Here is a 23434-nt window from a genome sequence, read left to right on the forward strand (position 1 = left end):
CTTCACTTGGTTTCTACAGGTGAATCAGGTCGTGAAAATATCTACATCAAACCAGGCGATTCTAAGCTGGTGAACGGAACGCTGGTTTCTTTCAATAGAGCAATTGAAGGAGCCGTAGAATTCAACAATACCAGTGGTAATTTAATGATCAAAACTCCTGTTGAAGCAGACTACATGGTCATGGCAACTCAGGAGAAATTTCCGACTAAAAAGGATGAATATGAACCTTTGATGTTAAGAAGTCTTTACTCTATTGGCGAATTAAAATTGGTTGTTCCAGAAGGTTTAGTAAAAGGAAAACTAATTGCCTACGAAGGTGATCGTAAAAAAGACGCTAATGTTTCTGATAATTTACAAGTAGAAGTTCAAGGACCAAAATCAAAAGTGATTGTTGACCTTCCTGTTGAAAAAGGAAATCCTAATGCTTTCAAACAAATTGCAGTGGATGGAATGAACATCATTCTTGGATTTGGACCGAAAGTTTATACTACACCATTTTCTATCAAACTCGAAAAATTTGTAATGGAAACTTATCCAGGAAGTTCCTCACCGAGTGCCTACGAAAGTCACGTTCAGGTTATTGAAAAAGGCAAACAAACGCCTTATAAAATTTATATGAATAATGTTCTTAACCATAGCGGTTACCGATTTTTCCAGGCTAGTTTTGATCCAGATAGAAAAGGAACAGTTCTTTCTGTAAACCACGATTTCTGGGGAACTTTGATTACCTATATCGGATACTTCTTCTTATTTGGCGGAATGTTCGTGATCTTCTTCTGGAAAGGAACCCATTTCTGGAAACTGGAGGAAATGTTGAAAAGTGCAAATAAAAAGAAATCAGCAACCCTTCTTTTAATTCTTCTGACTTTAAATTTTAATGCTCAGAAAATTGAAACTCATGGAACTTCTGATGGTTCTGGTGACAAAGTTGAACAGACGCACTCCGCTGATGATGGTCATGATCACGGTGAAGCTGCCTTAATGGCGCCTGCACCTGCAGCAAAAAAAGGACCTACTGGAATGCTGAAATCACCACGCCAAATTACGGCTGATGAAATTATTTCCAGAAATAAAATTGATAAAGATCACGCAGAAAAATTTGCCTATTTATTAGTTCAAAATTACGATGGACGAATCGTGCCGATGAATACGCAGGCTTTAGACGTTCTTCGTAAATTGTATAAAAAAGATGCCTTCCGTGGAACTGATGGAAAATCTTTAACTGCAAATCAATGGTTTTTATCGATTAATACCGATACTGCGAGTTGGACTATGGTTCCTTTAATTAGTATTGGAGCAAAAGGCGGTGACGAATTACAAAAGAAAGCGAAAGCAAATGAAGAGGGTTATACCTCATTGATGTCCTTGTTTCCGGCTGATGAAACCGGTGCTCTGCATTACGTTTTAGAAGAAGACTATCAGGCAGCATTTAGAAAAAAACCGGCAGAACAAACCAATTACGATAAAGAAGTGATCAAGGTGAATGACCGCGTTCAGGCATTTAATGAATTCTTTAGTGGACAGTTCATGCGAATTGTTCCAGTGAAAAATGATTCGAACAATACGTGGCACTCTTGGTTAGATCAAAATTTCGAACCAGACACGGCCTCACAAGAAGTAATGGGACCGTATTTTTCTGAAATTCTAGCAGCGCAAAAATCAGGAGACTGGAGCAAAGCAGATGCAGAGTTGGTGAAATTGCAACAATACCAAAAAACCTGGGGGAAAAATGTTGTTCCTTCAGAATCGAAAGTGAAGTTAGAAGTGCTGATGAACAAAGTGAACATCAACTTTCACTTGATGATTTTTTATACTATAATCGGCGGACTTTTACTTTTACTAGGTTTTATTGAATTATTCAAACCGAATAAAATAATTAATAAAGCCATAAAAGCTTTAATCATTTTAGGTTTAGTTGGGTATACTTTGCAGTTTTTAGGATTAGCCGCACGATGGTTTATTTCAGGTCACGCTCCTTGGAGTAACGGTTATGAAGCCATTATTTTTATATCATGGGTTGGTATTTCAGCTGGATTGTTATTGTACAGAAACTCCAATGCTTTAATTCCTGCAGCCGGGTTTATGGTTGCCGTAATTATGATGGGCTTTGCTCATGGTGGTTCTGCACTAGATCCGCAGATTACGCCCTTGGTTCCGGTTTTGAAATCTTACTGGTTAATTATCCACGTAGCGATTATCACCGCGAGTTACGGGTTCTTTGCCCTCTCCATGGTAATTGCGATGATTGTTTTGTTTTTCTATATTTTCGCCAATAAAACGATTTATAAAATTCATCATGATAGCACGATTAAAGAATTAACAATCGTTTCAGAAATGTCTCTCACTATTGGATTATACTTCCTAACAGTCGGGACTTTCTTAGGTGGAATTTGGGCCAACGAATCGTGGGGAAGATACTGGAGCTGGGATCCAAAAGAAACTTGGGCCTTTATTTCAATCATGATTTATGCCTTCGTTTTACACATGAGATTAGTGCCAGGATTGAGAGGAAGATGGGCTTTCCACGTAGCTTCTTTGTTTTCGATTAGTACCATTGTGATGACTTATTTTGGAGTGAATTATTACCTGAGTGGTTTACATTCCTACGCTGCCGGAGATCCGATTCCAGTGCCAATATGGGTGTATCTTGGTGTCGCGTTTATGTTCACTTTAGCCATCATTTCTTATATCAAATTCAAAAAGTTAACTAAAAAATAATTTTAATATCAAATCCCGAAATATATTTTCGGGATTTGATTTTTTTAGGAGCAATCAGATTTTCGCTCTTTCGAAAACCCGTCCGGCTGTCCACTATATCTTTTCATTTTTTTCGTTGAAAAAAATAAAAAGGATGCCGTTTCCATCCGGGCTATAATCGCAATTGTTTTTTTCTTTTAAAAGTCCTTTAAATAATCATTAAATTTGTAGGTACTTATTAACACCGACAATTAACGATAAATAATACTTTTGAGCGCACACTTAACTATTCTCGGCTTCAACTCAGCCATTCCCACCGTGAGTTCGTCTCCTACAGCACAATTCCTCGAAATGGATGAGCGCTGTTTTCTCATCGATTGTGGCGAAGGAACGCAGGTTCAGTTGAGAAAAGCGAAAGCACGATTTTCAAAAATTAACCATATATTTATTTCACATCTTCATGGCGATCATTGTTTTGGTTTGCCAGGCTTAATTGCGTCTTTTCGACTGTTAGGGCGGGAAACTCCTTTACATGTTTATGGACCAAAAGGAATAAAAGAATTATTAGAAACGATTTTCAAATTTACAGAAACGCACAAAGGTTTCGAAGTCGTTTACCATGAATTGCAAAGCAAAAAATCGGAGAAGATTTATGAAGACCATAAGTTAGAAGTCTTCACAATTCCTTTAGATCACCGCATTTATTGCAATGGTTATCTCTTTAAAGAAAAGCCAAAAGAAAGACACCTGAACATGGAGCAAGTTTCAAAATATCCCGAAATAGAAACCTGCGACTATCAAAATATCAAGAACGGAAAAGATTTCGTTTTAAGTGATGGCTACGTTTTGAAAAATGAAGTTTTAACGACGGATCCTCATAAGTCAGTTTCTTACGCTTTCTGCAGTGACACGCGATATTCCGAATCTATCTTACCTTTAATTAACGAAGTAGATTTGTTGTATCACGAAGCCACCTTTTTACATGAGTTAAAAGAAATGGCAGATTATACTGGACATACCACCGCATTAGAAGCCGCCAGAATTGCCCGTAAAGCAAATGTCGGAAAATTGATCGTCGGACATTTTTCTAACCGCTATCATGACCTAACCGTCTTTCTTGATGAAGCACGTGAGGTTTTCCCGAATACTGATTTACCGAAAGCACTAGTTCCAGTTGAAATTTTATAAAGAGGAAATTGAAAAATCCTCCTAATATCCTGATCTTGCATTTTTAAAAGATTCCCTCGATAAAAAAAATAGTAAAATGTTTCTATAAACGTATGAAATTTACCAAAACAATTTTTAAGGACAAACTTTCCAAATAAATATCGGATGAAAAAAATCTCAATCGTTTTAGTTCTATTAATGAATATCGCAAATTTTTATTCTCAAGTTTCTATAAAAAAAGAAAGTGTAAATAACGAAGAAGTTAATTCTTCACTTTATCGACTTTATCCAACCCAAAATATTTGGAACTTCATAAAATTGAACACAAGTAACGGACAAATGTGGCAATTGCAATTCGATATAGGAAGTAAAAGTGGTTTTGAGACAAATTTAAATTCAACTTCTTTAGTACCAAACGACAAGGAAATAACGGGTAGATTTATTCTTTATCCAACACAAAATATTTGGACATTTATCTTATTGGACCAGATTGATGGAAATACGTGGAAAGTACAGTGGGCAACAGAAGTTGAAAATAGATGGATCATTCCTGTAAATTAGTTTTAACCGAAATGCTAGATGGATTCGAAGATTTTTGTATATAATAGAAATCTGTAAATTTTTTAATCTATGACCATTCACGAACTAAAAGATTTCCTTGACGAGAAAGCCGAGTTGTACAATCATATCGACTTTATTGCAAATGACCCGATTTCAATTCCACACCGTTTTTCTTTAAAACAAGATATAGAAATTGCTGGGTTTTTAACGGCAACCATTTCTTGGGGAACCCGGAAATCAATCATCAATGATGCAGAGAAAATTCTGTCTTGGATGGGAAACTCACCTTATGAATTCGTATTAAACTTTAAAGAATCAGATATGGACTTCTTTAAGCATAATTCCGTTCACCGGACTTTTAATAAAGAAGATCTTAATTATTTCATCCGAAACTTAAGTCGATTATATAAAGAAAATGCTTCTTTGGAAAATCTCTTTTTAGTGAAAGAAGATGAATCTAATTTCTATCACAGTCTCCATCGGTTCAGAACAGAATTCTTTAAAGAAAATGAAATTCATAGAAGTACGAAACACGTTAGTTCAACCTATAAAAATTCTTCTGCAAAACGCTTGATCATGTTTCTTCGGTGGATGGTTCGCCAGGATCGAAAAGGTGTTGATTTTGGAATGTGGAAAAACATCGATCAAAAGCATTTATCAATCCCACTGGATGTTCATACTGGAAATATTTCCCGTAAACTTAATCTCATTCAAAGAAAACAAAACGACTGGAAAACTGTTGAAGAATTGGATTTAGTTCTAAGAAAATTCGATGATAAAGATCCTGCGAAGTATGATTTCGCTCTCTTTGGTTTAGGAGTTGACAAAGCATTTTAAAATTAACAAAAATCAAATTCATAAAGTTTCTTGCTAAAAATACATGAAATGATAATGTGGATACCTGAATCTGCTTTGTTTTATTTTTGGAGAAAATCAATAAATTCAACGTCTTTAGGACTTTAGAAAAGAGTGAAAAAACATTATATTTGTACCGAACTCTTGGCGCAATTGCGTGAGAAGTTGTGTAGAAAAAATGTTAAGAAAGTCAAAAGATGAAAGAGAGAGAAGAAAAAACAAAGGAAAAAATCGAGTTTCTGGTTAAGGTAACCGATGGTTTGATGTGGTGGATTGGTTCAATTCCTTCCTTGATCATTCATTCAATCATTTTTATTTCAGCTTTTTTACTGCCGCTTTTCGGCCTTGTAGCCTTTGATAAAATGCTATTGGTTTTAACGACGGTGCTTTCTCTTGAGGCAATATATCTCGCCATTTTTATTCAAATGTCCGTCAACAGAAGTCAGGAGCATATCGAAGATTTGAAAGAAGACGTCAACGAGATCCAGGAAGACATTGAAGATATCCAGGAAGACATCGAAGAGATCAGTGAAGATATTGATGATATCCAGGAAGACATCGAAGATATTGCCGAAGATGAAGATGATGAAGATCACAACGAACGCGCCAGAAACGTGATGTTGAAAAGCAACGTTTCTTCGAATAAAAATGACATCAGAGCTATGCGAGAAGTCATAGCCAATCTTCAAAAACGTTTGGAAGATTTAAAAATTGAAGAAGAAAAGGCAAACCTTCCACCAGAAGAATAATAATTTATAAAACTTGCAACTTTTCAAAAACCTTGTCAAGGTTCTAAACCTTGTCAAGGTTAAGTACACCAATACAAAAAAACCATTTCAATTTGAAATGGTTTTTAATTTTTAAGAATGCTCCTTCCAAAGTTTCGTAAAGGCGATAAAATCCTCTACCGATAATTCCTCGGCGCGCTTATCCATGAACTCATGAGTTTTCAAGGCTTCCGGAATATCCAGTGCTTTCCACGAATTCGATAATTTTTTTCTCCTTTGACCAAAACCTGCTTTTACAATTCTTTTAAATAAAACCTCGTTTCCAGCCAAACCTTCTTTTGGATTTCGAGTTAATCGAATAACACCAGACTTTACTTTTGGTGGTGGATTAAAGACGTTTTCATGAACTGTAAACAAATACTTAACATCATACAAAGCCTGAACGAGGACAGACAGAATTCCATAGTCTTTCGTTCTCGGGACCGCTGCCGTTCTTTCTGCAACTTCCTTCTGAAACATCCCAACCATTTCAGGAACTTGATTGTAATAATCGATGATCTTAAATAAAATTTGAGACGAAATATTATATGGGAAATTCCCGATGATTGAAACTTGACCCTCAAATGATTCGGATAAATTTAACTTCAAAAAATCACCGATGAAATGTTGTTCTTCTAATTTTGGATAATGACTTTTTAAATAGGAGATAGATTCGGTGTCAATTTCAGCCACAAAAATCTCAGCATCTTTTTCTAAAAGATATTTGGTCAGCACACCCATTCCGGGACCAACTTCTAAAACCTGGTTTTTGTTTTCATAACTTAATCCATCGACAATATTTTTGGCAATATTTTCATCAGTCAAGAAATGTTGACCAAGGTGTTTTTTGGCTCTTACGCTCATTCAGAATTAGGATTTTATTTGGTGAAAATGAAACTGAAAAAGCCATTTTTAAAGCCTCGAGTTCCTTTCCTTTAAGTTTTTTTTAACAGCGATTTTCCGCGTTTGTCCGCAAATTACGGAAGTTTTTTTCTATTTTAGCAGAAATTTTTTATTTAATGGCTAAGACAGTTGAGGATTTTAACAAAAGACGACTTCGCTCCAGCAATATCACCGTAGTGATTAGTATTGCATTGGTGTTATTTTTATTAGGATTAATGGGACTTATCCTTATTAATGCTCAAAAATATTCAGATTATATCAAGGAGCAATTGGTGGTGAATGCGTATTTTGATGAAAACTATGATGCAAAGGATTCGGTGAAAACCGCCAAAATGGAAGCTGAGACCTTTAAGAAAATTCAGGTTTTAGGACCAGTGAAAAAAGCGACTTACATTTCCCGCGAGATGGCTGCGGAAGAAGCAAAGAAAAGTATGGGAATTGAAAGCAGCGCACTTTTCGACGAAAATATTTTCCCTTCTTCAATTGAAGTTGCCTTGAAACCAGAATTTGTCGATCCGGCAAAAATCGACGAAGCCATTAAGCAAATTCAATCGACACCTGGAATTATCGATGTCAAAAACAACAGCACTTTGATGGTTGAAGTCTATAACAACCTGAACAATATCTTGAAATGGATCTTAGGATTTTCAGTCTTGTTTTTGATCTTAGCAATTGTCTTAATTAACAACTCTATTCGATTAAAAATATTTTCTAAAAGATTCATTATCAAAACAATGCAACTGGTTGGTGCCAAACGCCGATTTATCTTGAAGCCGTTTATTAAAGAAGCAATCATCCTTGGAGTGATCGGTGCTTTGATCGGTTTAGCAGTCTTATTCGGTGCGTGGTATTATTTCATTACGCAGATTGGAACTCCGTTCGCACAGGACAATAATCAGTTGATTATTTTAGTGGTTGGTATTTTCTTGTTAGGTGTTTTCATCACCGTTTTTTCCACTATTTTCGCAACATGGAGATTCCTGAGATCGAATGTTGATGATCTTTATTATTCTTAAAATGAGCAAAAAACATAAACAATTTTCGGCGGACAGTATTGGTCAACCCGTAGAAGTTTCAGAAAATAATCCTTTCTATTTCGGCAAAGAAAATTACAGACTCATGTTAATTGGATTGGCGTTAATAGTCGTTGGTTTTCTATTAATGATGGGTGCTGATGCGAATACCGTTGATGGAAATTATGATCCAAATGTTTGGAACGAAGGTATTTTCTCCATCCGAAGAATCCGAATTGCACCGATGTTGGTCATTGCCGGTTTCGCTGTAGAAGTGTACGCCATCTTAAAACGGAAAAAGAAGTAATTTATATTTCTAAAGCACATCACTTTGTCAAAGTTTCTCAACTTTGACAAAGTTGTTTTTAATAATCATGTCACTCTGAGCCTGTCGAAGAGTTTTTTTAATACCAAAATAAATGGATTTATTCAAAGCAATCATCATTGCGATCATCGAAGGACTTACCGAATTCCTTCCTATTTCCTCCACGGCACACATGGGTTTCATTGCGAACCTAATGGGCATGGAAGAAACGGAATTTCTAAAAATGTTTCAGGTATCAATTCAGTTCGGAGCTATTTTAGCCGTGGTTGCAGCTTACTGGAAAAAGTTTTTTGATTTCCAAAACCTTAAATTTTATTACAAACTGGCGTTCGCAGTTCTTCCGGCTTTGGGCTTGGGATTTTTATTTGATGATAAAATAGAAGCACTTCTTGGGAACCAGGTTGCTATTTCTGCAATGTTGGTATTAGGTGGAGTCGTTTTATTATTCGCAGATTCATGGTTTAAAAATCCAAAAATTGATGACGAAAAAGACATGTCGGTCAAGAAAGCCGTAATCATTGGTTTTTGGCAATGTCTGGCGATGATGCCAGGAACGAGTAGGAGTGCCGCTTCAATTATCGGTGGTATGACGCAAGGATTAACACGGAAAGCCGCCGCAGAATTTTCATTTTTCTTAGCCGTTCCAACGATGTTGGCCGTGACTGTTTATTCTATTTTTGTAAAAACCTGGGGGAAAACAACACCCAATCCGATGAAAGGTTACGAGATGATTCTTTCGTCTTCCGATAATATTATCGCCTTTGTTGTAGGTAATGTTGTTGCGTTTATTGTTGCCTTGATTGCTATAAAATCGTTCATTGGATTACTCAACAAATACGGATTTAAACCTTGGGGTTGGTACCGAATTATCGTGGGAATCGTCTTGTTGATTTATTTTACACAGTTTCAATAATCTTATTTAGGCAGACATTTGACCTGGTCGAAGGCCTATTTATTATTTTTTTTATGGCAGACATTTCCGTCCTTCGTTCCCGCTTTTTTGCCTTCACTTCGTTGCGGCAAAAAGAGCTCCACTCAGGTCGGGCTGCAAACCAGAACTTTTCACCAATTTAGTTTTTAAAAATGACCGATACCGATTTCTTAGAAGGCCAAATAATACTCCTCGACAAACCTCTGGATTGGACAAGTTTTCAAGCGGTTAATAAGCTTAAATTCAAACTCAAAAAAGAATTTAATCTACCCAAGAAATTCAAGATCGGACACGCCGGAACTTTAGATCCGCGAGCCACAGGATTACTCATTGTCTGCACCGGAAAATTCACCAAGATCATTCCTGAAATCCAGGATGCACCCAAAGAATATTTCACCGAAATAAAAATCGGAGTTCAAACAGAATCTTACGACACCGAAAAACCAGAAATACTTCAACAGGATATTTCACATATAACTGAGGAACAGATCAGGGGAACTTTAGAAAAATTTCTCGGTGAGATCGATCAGAAACCGCCCATTTTTTCGGCTATTAAAATTGAAGGAAACCGCGCTTATGATTTAGCCAGAGCTGGAAAAGAAGTAGAAATGAAATCCAGGAAAACCACCATTAATTATATCAGTGATATTGAAATTGAATTACCATTCGTTCGATTTATCGTCGGCTGTTCCAAAGGAACTTATATTAGAAGTTTGGCCCACGATATCGGTCAGGATTTAGGTGTTGGTGCCTATTTAACCAATCTTCGCAGAACAAAAATCGGAGACTACAAAATCGAGAACGGAAGCTCAGAATATTTAGAAAATGAATATAGTTTTAAAAACTTTAATAAATAGTCTTAACCATAAAAGCTAAATCTTTTTTTAAGTAAATCTAAAGAAGAAAAAAGATGATAGGAATTTAAATTGCCGAAGGAAATCTTAATAAACTTAACTTCTTAATTTTCGTCTTAATGGTTAATTTTTCGATAGTGTAATTTGTGATATGATTTGTTTTTAACTTTGCATTATAAGACATCGAATTCCGATCCATGAAAATAATATATCTACTGCTTTTATTGGTTTCCATTTTTGGAATTAGCCAAACGGAGAAAAAGCCAATTCAGGGTTTTTATTTCAGTCCCGAGGTGAGTGCAGGATTTAATTTGTCGAATATAATAGAAGGTAATCGAGATAGAGATAATAATCCGAACAATCCTCCTGTGAATTATCCCAATGATTTTTCGTACGGAATCTCAGCGGTAGCAGGATTTAATTTTATTCCGAATCTGTCTTTAGGCGGAGGAATAAAGTATACGTACACGACCGATAATTTTCATATTTTGTATGGAATTATCCAACCAAAAATTTTGTTTAATGTCGATGACGGAGAACCGGTTTTCATTGATTTAATGTATGGGTTTCAACTGAATAAATCGGTCGTTGACAATGCAGATTTGTATGGAATTAAAGTGGGAAAATTGGTTTCTCACAGCAAACGATTAAGCCAGCAGGGTGGCTTTTATTTGGAAGGTCAACAATTAGGAAATACCGGAGTTACCTTTGTGGGTATATTTTACGGACTAACGATCTTCAGTAACAAAAATTATAATGAGTATGGAAAAGACTAGAATAAATAAATATCTTTCTGAAGTTGGGTTCTGTTCACGACGTGAAGCAGACCGAATGTTAGAACAGGGCAGAATTACCATCAATGGCGCTGTTCCGGAAATGGGAACTAAAGTTTCTGATGAAGACGAGATTTTCGTAGATGGAGTTTCCATTAAAAAAACAGAAGAAAAACCAGTTTATATTGCTTTGAACAAGCCGGTTGGAATTGTCTGTACCACCGATACCAAAAGAGAAAGAGACAATATCATCGAATTCGTGAATCATCCGAAAAGAATTTTCCCGATCGGCAGATTAGATAAGCCGAGTGAAGGATTAATTCTGCTGACCAATGATGGTGATATTGTGAATAAAATTCTTCGATCGAGAAATAATCACGGTAAAGAGTATATCGTACGGGTTGACCATCCGATTACGCCAAAATTCCTGATGCAAATGCGAGGCGGAATTCCCATTTTAGATACCGTTACCAATAAATGTGAAGTCGAACAGATCGATAACTTATCGTTCCGAATTGTTCTTACTCAAGGTTTAAACCGCCAAATTCGGCGCATGTGTGAATTTTGCGGTTATGAAGTGAAGAAACTGAAAAGAATCCGTGTTCTCAATATTAAACTCGATCTTCCGATCGGGAAGTGGCGGGATCTAACCGATGCCGAACTTACAGAACTTCATCAACTATTAGACGATTCTGCTAAAACGGTTGAGTGATTTTCTGCTGCCGATAAACTTTTAAACAGATCTGCTTCATGATCAAGCAGGTCTTTTTTTGTATCGTAAAAATGACTTGAAAGTGTTTCGGTTAATTTATCAAAAACATCAGAGAGCATTTGTAATTCACTATCGATATACCTGTCAAACTCGAAATATTTATTTTTAGAATCAATGTAGGTCTGGAATAAAATGAGGTCTTCAGCCTTCATGGCTGTTTTAAATTCACTCTTATAAAGAAATTCGGTCAGCATTTCCTTAAAATCCTTTTCGTGTTCAATCAATTCAAATCTCTTTTTTCTAATTTCTTCAACAGGTAACGTGATACTCATAAACGAAATATATGGAAGAAACTCTTGGAATGCAGCTGAGTATTCTTCAAATGATTCTTCGGTTGTGAAGTAGTTTTTTATTCTCGCGTTCAAAATATTTCTGGTTTCACTATCTATTTTAGAAGCAAGGAAATGCAAAAAATTACGATCGTTTTCTTCAATTTTTGCTGTAAGAATTTCCAGCTGTTGTTCTGCGATCAGTTTCACTTTGCCAGCTTCATTTGCAAAATATTTTTTGCCATCATATTCAAAGGTCTTGATTTGATACTGCTTTAGTTTGATGGCTTCCAAAATCTCTATTTCGCTTTCGACGGTTGCTTTTTCAAAAACTAAATTCACCTTGTCATCGTTGAAAAAATCGGTAGCAACTAAATCGGTAGCAACTGTTTTTAGATCATCTAAAGAAATTAAAGGCGGATTTTTTTGATTGTAGTAAGAATTAAAAACTTCCGGGAATTTATATTTGGTTTCTTCCAGTTCAAACTTTTCAAGGAAATGAACGCTCGAAATAAAATGGTCGCCGTTTCTGATATCGTTTGCTGACAGAAGTTTATTGGTTAAAGTTTCCTCATATTGATCCAGATGTTTTAAAATGATTGTAGCCAAACGATGATCGATGTTTTCCGAAGGAATATTAAGCTTTTGAATCTTTTCAATTCTTTGTTGCATGGTTGGGTGCGAAGCCCATTGATCTTCGATAATGAGTTTGGTATTATTGTATCGGTTCAAATCATCCAGATCGATCTTTGGCAATCCGTTGACGATTGGATGCCTGAATTCTCCTGCATAGAAATGCATTAATGAAGCTTGGTTTTCGAAAATATTTTTGGTGTTGTACTTTTCTGGATGATTTCGGTAAAAATTGACAGAATTGCTGAGGGCCATTTCCGACAGATCTAATCGTAATAATGCACTGCTTTTCACTTCTGTTCCTACAATCGTGGTGGCAATTGCATCAGCATGAAACTCCATTTGTCTGCTGAGTGACATATGTTTTTTATAAAGGAATTCGTAGGTTTTCTGCAGGATCCATTTAATTCCGGTAATAATCAGGAAAGAGAATTTCGCGAAAAGAAAAATAAGTGCGTGGGTATTGGCGAACTTATTGAGGATGTCATTGAAACCTTCATTGTCATACAACGTGCTGTGAATGATTTTGTTCGCCTGATTCACATAACTTCCAACCTTCATGCTTCGTTGCGAGAAATGCCCGAACTCATGCGCTAAAATTGCTTTCAGTTCACTAACATTCGTAGAATTGATTAAGCCTAACCCAATCGTAAGGTTTTTCTTGATCGGTAAGATCATACTCCAGAACGCCGAATTATAAGAAACGAAAGCATTGACGTCAGGCGATAAAAACACCTTTTTAGGTTTCTGCGTGCCGACATCTTCTACCACTTCATCAATTAATTGAAACAATTCGGGCTCATGTTGGCGATTGATCTCGATCATCGAATTGTTGTCATCTTTAAAGGAAGAGAAAATAAACTTCACCAAAAAGATGAAAATAAATATACCGATACTAAATATCCCGGCACCGATAATTACGGTCCAGTACGTGAATTTGAAGGTAATGATTTGGTAAGCAAAATAACCGAGAACAATTATTAAGGCTACAGAAAGCAGAATTAAAATAGAGTAAACAAGAAAAAATAAAAGGATTAAAAAAAAAGAGTTGGTCACTTCTTTTTTATATTCTCTGGAAATAGAAGGTAGAGTTTTTGCCATATTAATATTTTTCTTTTAAATAAAGATAAGCCGTCAGATATTTGTTGAGTCTTTTCATATCCCGTTCCGTCATTGTTTGTGTAAATCTCGTCAGATTCATATTGTCCTGAAGATCGTTTAATTTTACCGAGACCGCTAATGGAGATTGTTCGGTTTGTTTTATAAATTCAGTGTAATCGACATCTACCGGAGTTTTAGTAAGACATTTGATCGCGAAAATCACTTCCGCCGAAAAGCCTTCATTTACCAATGTTTCGTAGGTGATTTCGGGGCAGTCTTCAATCACATCGTGTAAGACTCCCACAATTTTTTCATCATAGGTTTTTCCGGCATTCATGACGCGCATCACGTGACCGATGTACGGCGTACCAAATTTATCGGTTTGTCCTTTATGCGCTTTTTGTGCAATTTTAATGGCTTTGTTGAGTAATTCTTCTTTCGTCATTTTAAGAATAATTAAAGGAGATAATTAAAGTGAAATATAAGATGATTTTTTGAATTACGATTAATAGATTCACCTCAATGTTAAGAAAGATTGGAAAGTTTTGATAACAGTTTCACTTTTTTATTCAATTCTTCCAAAAGTTCTAATTGCTTTTGCTGAATATCGCATAGATGTTTGTACTGATCAATTACTGACAGATCAACTTTCTCATGCAGATTCCTAATTTCAATCTCAGATTTTAGGTTGATCATATAATCGTTGATGGATCTTTTTCGGTCCTTCACTTCCTTTCTGTTTTGACTCATCATAATGATGGGTGCTTGAATTGCGGCAATACACGACAGAATTAAATTTAACAAAATGTAAGGATAAGGATCAAAACTTTTGTTATGCATCACTTGCGTGTTATAGAGGATCCAAAGCATCAGAATAACACCAAAAATAATAATGAATTTCCAGCTGCCGCCAAACTGTGCGACTTTACTGACTCATCATAATAATCGGTGCTTGAATTGCGGCGATACACGACAGAATTAAATTTAATAAAATGTAAGGATAAGGATCGAAACTTTTGTTATGCATCACTTGCGTGTTATAGAGGATCCAAAGCATCAGAATAACACCAAAAATTATAATAAATTTCCAGCTGCCGCCAAACTGGGCGACTTTATCAGATAGTTTTTCGCCGTAGCTCCGTTCTTCCTCAGTGTCCTGAATGGTCGTCGTAATAAGGGTTTCCTCGGCTAATGCTTTTTCAATGATCTCGTGCATTTTTCGAAGCTGCTCATTTTCACTTTTCAGAAGATCCAGAACATATTTTTTATTTTTCATAATTGAGATTTCTAAGAAGTTACAATGCAAAATGGGACGACATTTCTTTTCTTTCACTTCTAAAAAAAACGAAAGCCAGAAAGAGAATTAAGACCGCCAGAATCTCCTGCCATCTGATTTTAGCAAAAGTTTTCCGGAAGAAAATATAAAATTTAGTTATCATCAATGTGGTTTCGATATTTTTATTCTGATCAAAGATAATTCAGATTTGAATTTTATTTCTTCTTTAAAAATTTTATTTCGATGATTTTTTTAAATGTAATCGACTGTTAATAAATGCCTTTATCTATTTTAACGGAATTAAAGTTAAATTGAAAAGAATTATAAATTAGTGTTTGAAGTATTTTAAAGGTTGTCAATTATTTGTAACTGTTTTAATATTTAGTTTTATTAATTTTACGGATGTTATTTTTATCATTATGAATTTATCTCCAGAAGGCCAAAAACTCTTTAACAAACTGATTTCCGAAATGTTGGAAGACGGTTTTGTGAAAGTAAGTGATTATACTTTTTATAAAAAATTAGGAAGTATGACCGTGTCTTTGGGAGATCGAGCTTTGAATATTATGCATCAGGAAAAATGTTACAGCATTATTCCAGAGCGCGAATTCCTAAAACTTGCTAATGGCTTTGAACCTATTTTAATACAGGTAAAATACCTTTTGGCTTTTTCGATGAGACAGGATATGAACCGTTTGATGAATTTCTTTTCAACCTATTTTTGGAATTAATGAAGATTGATTTCACTTTCCTGTGATATACTTTAAAAACAAAAAATGCTTTAATTTCTTAAAGCATTTTGTAAAAACAATCATTTGATTTTAGCGATCTCTCCCGTTATTTTTCAACAGCAACCAAATATTCGGGATCTTTAATGATATTCACGTCAATTACTGCTTCGGCATTATCTAACAGACGAATACAGTCTGTACTCAAATTTTGAAGATGAACTTTCTTACCAGCATTGCTGTATTTTTTCGTGATACTATTCAGTGTTTCAATGGCTGACATATCCGAAACTCTTGATTCTTTGAAATTGATAATCACTTCTTCGGGATCTTCCTCAATATTAAATTTTTCGGAGAATGTCATCACCGATCCAAAAAACAAAGGTCCGTAGATGTCATAATGTTTGACTCCTTTCTCATCGATGTAAGTTCTCGCGCGAATTCTTTTGGCACTTTCCCAGGCGAAAACCAAGGCGGAAATAATAACTCCAATTAAAACTGCTAAAGCTAAATTATGCAGTACAACCGTAATTACCGCTACCAGAATTCCAACAAAGATATCGTGTTTCGGCATTTTTTTAATGATTTTAAAACTCGCCCACTCAAAGGTTCCGAGTGCGACCATGATCATTACACCAACCAAAGCAGCCATCGGCAACTGACCAATAATAGGTGCTCCGAAAAGGATAATCAGTAAAATAGTAATCGAAGCGATAATTCCGGAAAGTCTTGCTCTAGAACCGGCAGAAAGATTCACCAATGTTTGTGCGATCATGGGACAGCCACCCATTCCGAAAAAGAAACCATTGGCAATATTAGAAGTTCCCTGAGCGATGCATTCGCGGTTTCCATTTCCTTTGGTGCCGGTCATTTCGTCCACGAGGTTCAAAGTCAATAAACCTTCTGTTAAACCTACGGCCGCAAATATTAAAGAGTAGGGAAGTATGATCTTAAATGCTTCCAGTGTAAAAGGAATATTGGGAATATGGAAAGGCGGAAAACCACCTTCTACCGATGCAATGTCCTGAACGGTTTTGGTATTGATTCCGAAACCTACGACCAAAGCAAATACCACAACGATAGCAACTAATGACGCAGGAATTTTTTTGGTGATCTTCGGAAATCCGACAACGATTGCGACGGTTAAGGCGACCAAACCAAGCATGATCATCATTGGTTCTCCTTGCAACCAGGTTAGGGTACCATTTGATAAAACCTTGAACTGATCGAGTTGCGACATGAAAATAATCACGGCGAGACCATTCACAAATCCATACATCACCGGTTGCGGAACCAATCTGATGAATTTGCTGAATTTAAATAAACCGATTAAAATCTGAATAACTCCCGCTAAAGCCACCGCAGCAAAAACATATTCTAATCCGTTCGAGCGCATCAAAGCGATCAAAACTACAACGGTTGCACCAGCGCCGCCAGAAACCATTCCAGGTCTGCCACCGAACACTGCCGTGATCAAACCGGCTATAAATGCAGCGTACAAGCCAACTAATGGTGGGAAACCTGCCAATATTGCAAACGATAAGGATTCCGGAATCATAGTCATCGCAACAGTTAATCCTGCTAGAATTTCGTTTCTATAATTAACTTTCTGGGTAAAGTCGAATAAGTTAAGGGCTAATTTCATAAAGAGGTCAACGGTTTGTTGTTGGAATTTGTACAAGTTTCTGACGTAACTGCAATGAGTTACGCTCTGAAAAATATGTATGTTAATAAAAAAAATCGATTGATGTTTCGTAATTTTTTCAGGGTGCAAAAATAGAAAAATAAAAACCAACTGATTTAGAAGTTGGTTTTGCTGTAAAATGCGTTGATAAATAAATTAAGAGGTCGTCTTATTGAGATAGTTACATAAGACGACGGCTTGATTAAAATGGATGTTTTTGGCGGAGTAAATTAAAGTCACTTGTTGTTGCTCGGCAATCCCTCTCAACCTTTCAATATGATCATTCTTAGTATTAAGTTCTTCCTCATATCTTTTTGCGAATGCTGGAAATCGTTCTTCCTGATGGTCAAACCATTTTCTGAGTTCTGTAGAAGGTGCGATTTCTTTAATCCACTCATCCACCTTTGCTTCTTCCTTAGAAATTCCACGCGGCCACAACCGATCGACTAGAACGCGGTAGCCATCTTTTTCAGATACTTTTTCGTAAATTCTCTTAATGTTGATAGGACGCATGATTTTACATTTTATTGAATGTCCTTTGAACTAATTGATGACGTTCGTTATTTCCAACCCCATTTTTTAAAAATGGTATGACCTTCTTTTGTTTTCATAAAATCGATAAATTGCTTTGCAGGGTCCTTGTTTTTAGAAATGGTCGTCACGGCAATTGGTGTTCCTCGATAGACATTGATAGAATTGGGAAGTTTAACTACTGCTGTAATATCTTTTAATCGGTAATGCCAGGATTCATAATTGATCCAGGCGTCGAAACTTTTATCTTCTTTCCAACCCGCAATTCCTAAAGCCGTGTTGCCAAAAGATTGTTTGATGTTTTTTTGAATTCCGTCAATCGCATCTTTTTTCCCTGCGATATCTTCCCAAAGTCCCAGTTGTCCAGCTCCATTAACATCTAAAATATTAATCCCTGGTTTTGAAAGGTCTTCAATTGATCTAATATTTTTCGGATTTCCGGGTCGTACTAAAATCGCCGCACCTCTTTTGTATAATTCTGTTCGAGAATTCTGATCGATAAAATTAGCATGTTTCATCGAAAAAGAGGTCAACATATATTCTGCACCACCATAAATAAGATCTGCGTTTTGCTTTGCCGTTTTAATCCATTTCGGTTCGGGACCTGCTGTTACTTTTACAATGATATTGTTTCTCGATCCAAAGATTTTGGCACATTCTTCAATGGGTGCAAATGGTCCGCCGGGACCATAAACGTAAAGCGTGTCTTTTTGTGCCTGCACGAATACCGGAAAGAAGATCAATAAAGCAAATGCGCATACTATTTTTTTCATTTAAGATTTGGTTTTGGGTAAGAAAATTTTGAAATTTAAAGAGCGTGACAGGTTTTACATTGATCAGATTATATGCTGAACTTGAAATAAGGTGGCATAATTGTTTCTACTGTCTGACCAAATTTACTGTTTTTAAATGCGTGCTATCGAATTTATTTATTAGAAAGAAACGATAAAGATCATCAATATTCTACATCGGATTTCTTAAATATCAAAAATAAATCGTCGTGTGATTAATTTAAAACCGTGTTGTTTAAACATTTAAAATCAATGAAATATTATGAAAAAATTGCCTGCACTTTTAAGTTTAAGTCTAATCTCATTTTTAGTGATAAGCTGTAGTAAAAAAGATTCCACAGAAGAAGTAGCACAAACGCAAAATGAAATTAGGGATACGGTTGTATCGGTTGATACTGTTTCTGGTGGCGTAACAAGTCAGGATGAAATGAATCTTCAAAATGATACCTATACCTATAAAGCAGAAGATGGTACATTGGCCACATTAACTTTTTTAAATACTGATTTCGTGCATACTTTAACCGTGAAAATGAATGATAAAGAATATGTACTCGATCAAACTGAAGCTTGGGCTAAAGGGGCAGCCTATGAGAAAGATGGTGTAAAAGCGCATAGCCAAAGAGATGACTTAGATTTAACAATGGATGGTAAAACTCTTAAATTGAAACGTCAGTACGAAAAATAATAAATCTGTGATGTTTTCTAAATAAGAGCGTATCGATTCTTAATCATATCAATCATAAAAAACCAACTTTTTAACGAGTTGGTTTTTTCAATATAGAGAATGATTGTTTTAGTGAATTGATACATTCGGTATGCTAATTTTATTTTACGATAATTTTGCCTTTCATGACCAGATGTACCGTACAATAATAATCTGAAGTTTTCTCTGGTGTAAAAGTCCACGATTGGCTAGTCTGCAACATGGGCGATGCCCAAACTTTATTTACTTCTGTTGCATTGTGTCCTACAATATCTTTGTTGATAAACGTTACTTGGTCTCCTTTATTAACAGTAATTGTTGCGGGATTGAATTTCATATTTTCTATGGTCACTACATGAACTGATGCTTTTTCGTTATCACTCTCGGTCGTTTCTGTTTTCGCAGTCGTTGCAGAATCAGCTTGCGGATTGGGAACTATCGTTTCTGAACTGCTCGTTGTCGCGCTGGAATTATCATTCTCCACAGGCATCGTGTCTTTGGACCCCGAAGTACAACTTGTTACGTTGAGCAAACAGACGATTGCAAATGCTGAAAATCCTATTCTAAAAAAGTTTTTTAAAGAAATCATGATTTCTGTTATTTAAATTTTTTCTGAATCATTTTTGCATGTTCAAGGTGCGTTTTGAAAATCGGCAATGCTTTTTGAAGCAACGCTTTTAGTTCGGCATTTTTAGATTGAGGGATCAACATGTTTTCAACTGCATTAATTGCATAAATATGGTAGGCAACCTCATTGTCAACATAGGCTTTATCGAAAGCGCTACCGCTTTTCGCATTTAATAGTGCTTCTTCTTTAACTGCTCCAGCTAATAAAGATTTGGATACTTCATTTGTTTGTGGAGTCACTTTCAATTTTGTAACGAGATCTACGGCCATTTTAATAACCGCATTATGATCTGTTTTCATCGTGGTAGCAAAGTTCTTGATATCTTTGTTTTGAGATTTTTTCAAGGCTATTTCAGCATAACCTACATCAACTTGATTTGTAGTTACTGCAACAGAAGCAATTTCTGCATCGTTAAGTTGTGGTGTTTTTTGTTCCTGAGCAGAAACGTTAGACGAGAATAACAAAGCTGTCATTAGCATCGTCCCAGATAAAGCTAAGTTTTTTAGCGTTTTCATCTTTTTATTTTTTAAGTTAATATTGAAGTGATATTTTAAATCCAAATGAAATTTCATTTTGCATTTAAGAATATTTTATTTATTTTCTTTAATGATGATTAATTTTTTCAACTAAACTACTACGAAGGTACGATGGTTTGAATAGTAATTCAAGTTTGTTTTCAAATATGTAAAATAGACGATAGTGATAATGGCTTTGATAATCAAGGTATTGTAATGAATGTTTTTAAGTTTAATTCACGTTTCTTTCCAAGGCTCTTGAAATTATATCAATTTAAAAAAGTAAAAAATTCTTTCCTGTTAGTATAGTAGTTGAGGTCTAAAAGATTTCAAAAGATTTCATTTAAACTTAAATAGGTAGTAGATGAAAGAAACAGATGATTTTTTAATAAACGGTTTCTTTTTAGATAAGTTGATTATTAATAGGCGTTGCAGAGCCGAAAGTATGATAACAAATTGTAAAATGACAACGGTGAAAATTTAGATTTCTTCCTCAGTTTAAAAATATTCCATTAAATTTTCTTAACTTATTTGATTAGGATTTAGCTAAAAATCTTTTTTTTAATTTAAATAATTCTCAATGAACGATATCATCACGCTACGAAAACACCTTCATCAAAATCCTGAACTTTCAGGTTTCGAATTTGAAACATCAAAGACCATTGCGGCGTTTCTAAAACAATATTCGCCCGACGAACTGCTAGAAAACTTAGGCAACGGAACAGGAATCATCGCTGTTTATCAACCTGAAAAGGAAGTGAAACAAACCGTCATGTTTCGCTGTGAGCTCGATGCTTTACCGATTCAGGAAATCAATGATTTTGAACATCGATCGGCAACCGATGAGGTTTCTCATAAATGTGGACACGATGGACATATGGCGATTATGGTAGCTTTCGCCAAAAAGTTATCAGAGCAGAAAATGAAAAATACCAAAGTACTTTTGCTTTTTCAACCCGCTGAAGAAAATGGGGAAGGATCGGTTGCTATTTATAACGATCCGCATTTTAAGGAATTGAATCCAGACCTGGTATTTGCCTTGCATAATCTTCCGGGATATGACCATCATGATATCGTGGTGAAGAATCATACTTTTACGTGTGCAGTCAATTCAATCATTATTAAACTTCATGGAAAAACAGCTCATGCGGGTGAACCTGAAAATGGAGATAATCCAGCCTTGGCAATTGCAGAAATTATTACTGAATTTAATAAGAAAATTCAACCAGATCCGAAGAAAGAAAAGTTCTCGATTTTGACACCCATTTATTTAACCATGGGAACGGAAGACTACGGAATTTCTGCTGGTTATGGCGAAGTTCATTATACCTTCCGTAGAGCAGTTAATGCTGAAATGAAGGAATTGGAAGAAGAATTACAAAATATTGCAGTCAAAGCTGCGGAACGATATCATCTGAACCCAGAGATTCTGTGGACGCAAAGATTCAGTGCGAATGAAAATAATCCTGAAGCAGTAGATTTTGTGAGACAAGCTGCCACGGACTGTAACTTCAACTTAATAGAAAGAGAAATTCCGTTTCAATGGGGCGAAGATTTCGGAATTTTCACAGAACATTTTAGAGGTGCCATGTTTGGATTGGGAAGCGGAAAATTTACACCTAATCTTCACAATCCAGATTACGACTGGCCTGATGAAATTACAGAAACCGGAGCCGAAATATTTTACAAAATTAGCCAACTGATCGATGCACAATAACTCACACCTGGAACTTGATCCCAAAGCGTACAAAACCAATATTGATTTTCTTCGGAAACATTTTCACAAAGGAGTTCTTTTTTCATCGGTCGTAAAAGGCAATGCGTACGGACATTCTATCGAAAAATTCGTCGAAATAGCTTTGTCTGAAAATGTAAAACACTTTTCTGTATTTGACAGTCAAGAAGCGCGTCGTGTAAAAGCGGTTGTTGGCGATAAAGCTACCGTGATGATTATGGGTTGGCTAAGTAATGAAGAAGATCTCGTATGGAGTATTCAAAATGATATTGAGTTTTTTGTTTTTGAAAAACACCGTTTGACATCAGCTTTGGCTGTAGCAAAAAAAATCGGTAAAAAAGCAATCGTTCATGTCGAAGTAGAAACCGGAATGAACCGTACTGGATTTAATTCCAGCGAATTAAAATGGACTCAGGATTTTCTGCTTAAGAATTCAGCCTTTGTCCATTTTAAAGGGCTCTGTACGCATTTCGCCGGTGCAGAAAGTATTGCCAATTATTTTCGCATTAAAAAACAGATCGATCGTTATGATGAAATTTACAAGCAGTTTTGTGATAAAGGTTTGAAGCCGCAACTGAAACATGCTGCCTGTTCTGCCGCTGCCATGATGTACCCCGAAACGCAAATGGATATGGTACGCATCGGAATTATGCAATATGGTTTTTGGCCGAGTCCCGAAGTTTTGGTTAATTTTTACAATTCCAAAAGGAAAAATGAAAATCCACTCCGAAGAGTCATCAGCTGGAAAAGTTCGGTGATGAGTGTAAAGAAAGTGAAGCGCGGTGAATTCGTTGGCTACGGAACAAGTTTCATGGCTGATGCAAATATGAAAATTGCCTGCGTTCCCGTAGGTTATGCGCATGGTTATGGCCGAAGCTTAAGTAATATAGGAAGGGTTTTAATTAATGGCGAACGCTGTGTCGTCATTGGAAGCATCAACATGAATATGATGGTAATTGATGTTACGCTGCTGGATCAAATTAAACGCAATGACGAGGTTGTTCTCATTGGTGATCAGGCAGATAAACAATTATCGGTCTCGTCATTCAGTGATTATAGCAATCTGCTGAATTACGAATTACTGACTCGACTTTCTGCAGATATTCCACGGATTATTAAAAAATAAACGATTTAGTAGTTGATAATCTTTAGCATTTAGTTAATCCGGATCAGCAACTTTAACCATTTGTTTCCAATATTTTCTCCTTTAAAAAGGCCAATA

The 23434-nt window shown here is 35.8% G+C and carries 25 protein-coding genes; 15 read left to right on the plus strand and 10 right to left on the minus strand.

Annotated features, from left to right (window positions below):
* From ccsA to ACEYOS_RS06735, 5 genes are all read left to right on the plus strand, one after another.
* On the plus strand, nucleotides 1–2718 hold a 2718-nt coding region (gene ccsA / locus ACEYOS_RS06715), incomplete at its 5' end, for a cytochrome c biogenesis protein CcsA (protein WP_373797545.1).
* 249 nt (nucleotides 2719–2967) lie between these two features.
* Entirely contained in the window at nucleotides 2968–3885 is a 918-nt protein-coding gene (locus tag ACEYOS_RS06720) for a ribonuclease Z (protein WP_373708199.1), read from the plus strand.
* 144 nt (nucleotides 3886–4029) lie between these two features.
* Entirely contained in the window at nucleotides 4030–4425 is a 396-nt protein-coding gene (locus tag ACEYOS_RS06725) for a hypothetical protein (RefSeq protein ID WP_373708200.1), read from the plus strand.
* Between the two features lie 69 nt (nucleotides 4426–4494).
* Nucleotides 4495–5262, plus strand: a complete 768-nt coding sequence (locus ACEYOS_RS06730; RefSeq protein ID WP_373708201.1) for a TIGR02757 family protein — start codon at nucleotides 4495–4497, stop codon at nucleotides 5260–5262.
* Nucleotides 5263–5477: 215 nt separating this feature from the next.
* On the plus strand, nucleotides 5478–6029 hold the full coding sequence (locus ACEYOS_RS06735; RefSeq protein ID WP_373708202.1) for a DUF1003 domain-containing protein: 552 nt from the start codon (nucleotides 5478–5480) through the stop codon (nucleotides 6027–6029).
* 111 nt (nucleotides 6030–6140) lie between these two features.
* Here ACEYOS_RS06735 and rsmA read toward each other — a convergent pair whose 3' ends face one another.
* Entirely contained in the window at nucleotides 6141–6911 is a 771-nt protein-coding gene (gene rsmA / locus ACEYOS_RS06740; RefSeq protein WP_373708203.1) for a 16S rRNA (adenine(1518)-N(6)/adenine(1519)-N(6))-dimethyltransferase RsmA, read from the minus strand.
* A gap of 155 nt (nucleotides 6912–7066) precedes the next feature.
* Between rsmA and ACEYOS_RS06745 the strand changes: the two genes are divergently transcribed.
* From ACEYOS_RS06745 to rluF, 6 genes are all read left to right on the plus strand, one after another.
* The gene (locus ACEYOS_RS06745) at nucleotides 7067–7966 is read left to right on the plus strand and encodes a cell division protein FtsX (protein WP_373708204.1); all 900 of its coding nucleotides are present in this window, start codon (nucleotides 7067–7069) and stop codon (nucleotides 7964–7966) included.
* Between the two features lies 1 nt (nucleotide 7967).
* A complete protein-coding gene (locus ACEYOS_RS06750) occupies nucleotides 7968–8270 on the plus strand; it encodes a DUF3098 domain-containing protein (protein WP_373708205.1) in 303 nt (100 codons plus the stop codon).
* Nucleotides 8271–8382: 112 nt separating this feature from the next.
* Nucleotides 8383–9201 (plus strand): undecaprenyl-diphosphate phosphatase, encoded by an 819-nt coding sequence (locus ACEYOS_RS06755; protein ID WP_373708206.1) that lies wholly within the window; start codon nucleotides 8383–8385, stop codon nucleotides 9199–9201.
* A 170-nt stretch (nucleotides 9202–9371) separates the two neighbouring features.
* Entirely contained in the window at nucleotides 9372–10076 is a 705-nt protein-coding gene (truB, locus tag ACEYOS_RS06760) for a tRNA pseudouridine(55) synthase TruB (protein ID WP_373708207.1), read from the plus strand.
* Between the two features lie 194 nt (nucleotides 10077–10270).
* Complete coding sequence (locus ACEYOS_RS06765) at nucleotides 10271–10849, plus strand: hypothetical protein (RefSeq protein WP_373708208.1); 579 nt, start codon at nucleotides 10271–10273, stop codon at nucleotides 10847–10849.
* Entirely contained in the window at nucleotides 10836–11558 is a 723-nt protein-coding gene (gene rluF / locus ACEYOS_RS06770) for a 23S rRNA pseudouridine(2604) synthase RluF (RefSeq protein WP_373708209.1), read from the plus strand. The genes ACEYOS_RS06765 and rluF overlap by 14 nt, the downstream gene beginning before the upstream one ends.
* Here rluF and ACEYOS_RS06775 read toward each other — a convergent pair.
* From ACEYOS_RS06775 to ACEYOS_RS06790, 4 genes are all read right to left on the minus strand, one after another.
* The gene (locus ACEYOS_RS06775) at nucleotides 11522–13621 is read right to left on the minus strand and encodes a M48 family metallopeptidase (RefSeq protein WP_373708210.1); all 2100 of its coding nucleotides are present in this window, start codon (nucleotides 13619–13621) and stop codon (nucleotides 11522–11524) included. The genes rluF and ACEYOS_RS06775 overlap by 37 nt on opposite strands.
* Before the next feature lies 1 nt (nucleotide 13622).
* Nucleotides 13623–14066, minus strand: coding sequence for a phosphohydrolase (locus ACEYOS_RS06780; RefSeq protein ID WP_373708211.1), 444 nt, complete (start codon nucleotides 14064–14066; stop codon nucleotides 13623–13625).
* An 80-nt stretch (nucleotides 14067–14146) separates the two neighbouring features.
* The gene (locus tag ACEYOS_RS06785; RefSeq protein ID WP_373708212.1) at nucleotides 14147–14491 is read right to left on the minus strand and encodes a DUF1003 domain-containing protein; all 345 of its coding nucleotides are present in this window, start codon (nucleotides 14489–14491) and stop codon (nucleotides 14147–14149) included.
* 55 nt (nucleotides 14492–14546) lie between these two features.
* Nucleotides 14547–14897, minus strand: a complete 351-nt coding sequence (locus tag ACEYOS_RS06790) for a DUF1003 domain-containing protein (RefSeq protein WP_373708213.1) — start codon at nucleotides 14895–14897, stop codon at nucleotides 14547–14549.
* A 419-nt stretch (nucleotides 14898–15316) separates the two neighbouring features.
* On the opposite strand from ACEYOS_RS06790, the gene ACEYOS_RS06795 reads away from it, so the two are divergent.
* Nucleotides 15317–15628, plus strand: a complete 312-nt coding sequence (locus tag ACEYOS_RS06795; protein WP_373708214.1) for a hypothetical protein — start codon at nucleotides 15317–15319, stop codon at nucleotides 15626–15628.
* 106 nt (nucleotides 15629–15734) lie between these two features.
* Here the strand turns inward: ACEYOS_RS06795 and ACEYOS_RS06800 are convergent, their stop codons facing one another.
* The 3 genes from ACEYOS_RS06800 to ACEYOS_RS06810 form a co-directional block, all read right to left on the minus strand.
* On the minus strand, nucleotides 15735–17270 hold the full coding sequence (locus tag ACEYOS_RS06800; protein ID WP_373708215.1) for a SulP family inorganic anion transporter: 1536 nt from the start codon (nucleotides 17268–17270) through the stop codon (nucleotides 15735–15737).
* A gap of 195 nt (nucleotides 17271–17465) precedes the next feature.
* Nucleotides 17466–17822: a DUF488 domain-containing protein gene (locus tag ACEYOS_RS06805; protein WP_373708216.1), complete on the minus strand. Its 357-nt coding sequence runs from the start codon at nucleotides 17820–17822 to the stop codon at nucleotides 17466–17468.
* Between the two features lie 47 nt (nucleotides 17823–17869).
* Nucleotides 17870–18613, minus strand: coding sequence for a substrate-binding domain-containing protein (locus tag ACEYOS_RS06810; protein ID WP_373708217.1), 744 nt, complete (start codon nucleotides 18611–18613; stop codon nucleotides 17870–17872).
* Nucleotides 18614–18893: 280 nt separating this feature from the next.
* On the opposite strand from ACEYOS_RS06810, the gene ACEYOS_RS06815 reads away from it, so the two are divergent.
* Nucleotides 18894–19316: a hypothetical protein gene (locus tag ACEYOS_RS06815; RefSeq protein WP_373708218.1), complete on the plus strand. Its 423-nt coding sequence runs from the start codon at nucleotides 18894–18896 to the stop codon at nucleotides 19314–19316.
* A gap of 139 nt (nucleotides 19317–19455) precedes the next feature.
* Here the strand turns inward: ACEYOS_RS06815 and ACEYOS_RS06820 are convergent, their stop codons facing one another.
* Together ACEYOS_RS06820 and ACEYOS_RS06825 are read right to left on the minus strand one after the other, a co-directional pair.
* Entirely contained in the window at nucleotides 19456–19923 is a 468-nt protein-coding gene (locus ACEYOS_RS06820; RefSeq protein ID WP_373708219.1) for a plastocyanin/azurin family copper-binding protein, read from the minus strand.
* Nucleotides 19924–19931: 8 nt separating this feature from the next.
* Nucleotides 19932–20477 carry a DUF4142 domain-containing protein gene (locus ACEYOS_RS06825; RefSeq protein WP_373708220.1) on the minus strand — a complete coding sequence of 182 codons (546 nt, stop codon included), beginning with the start codon at nucleotides 20475–20477 and terminating at the stop codon, nucleotides 19932–19934.
* A gap of 580 nt (nucleotides 20478–21057) precedes the next feature.
* Between ACEYOS_RS06825 and ACEYOS_RS06830 the strand changes: the two genes are divergently transcribed.
* Together ACEYOS_RS06830 and alr are read left to right on the plus strand one after the other, a co-directional pair.
* On the plus strand, nucleotides 21058–22194 hold the full coding sequence (locus tag ACEYOS_RS06830; protein ID WP_373748048.1) for an amidohydrolase: 1137 nt from the start codon (nucleotides 21058–21060) through the stop codon (nucleotides 22192–22194).
* Nucleotides 22184–23338, plus strand: a complete 1155-nt coding sequence (gene alr / locus ACEYOS_RS06835) for an alanine racemase (protein ID WP_373709796.1) — start codon at nucleotides 22184–22186, stop codon at nucleotides 23336–23338. The genes ACEYOS_RS06830 and alr overlap by 11 nt, the downstream gene beginning before the upstream one ends.
* The last annotated feature ends 96 nt before the right edge of the window (nucleotides 23339–23434 follow it).

The organism is Kaistella sp. (assembly GCF_041824135.1).
Taxonomy (GTDB): Bacteria; Bacteroidota; Bacteroidia; order Flavobacteriales; family Weeksellaceae; genus Kaistella.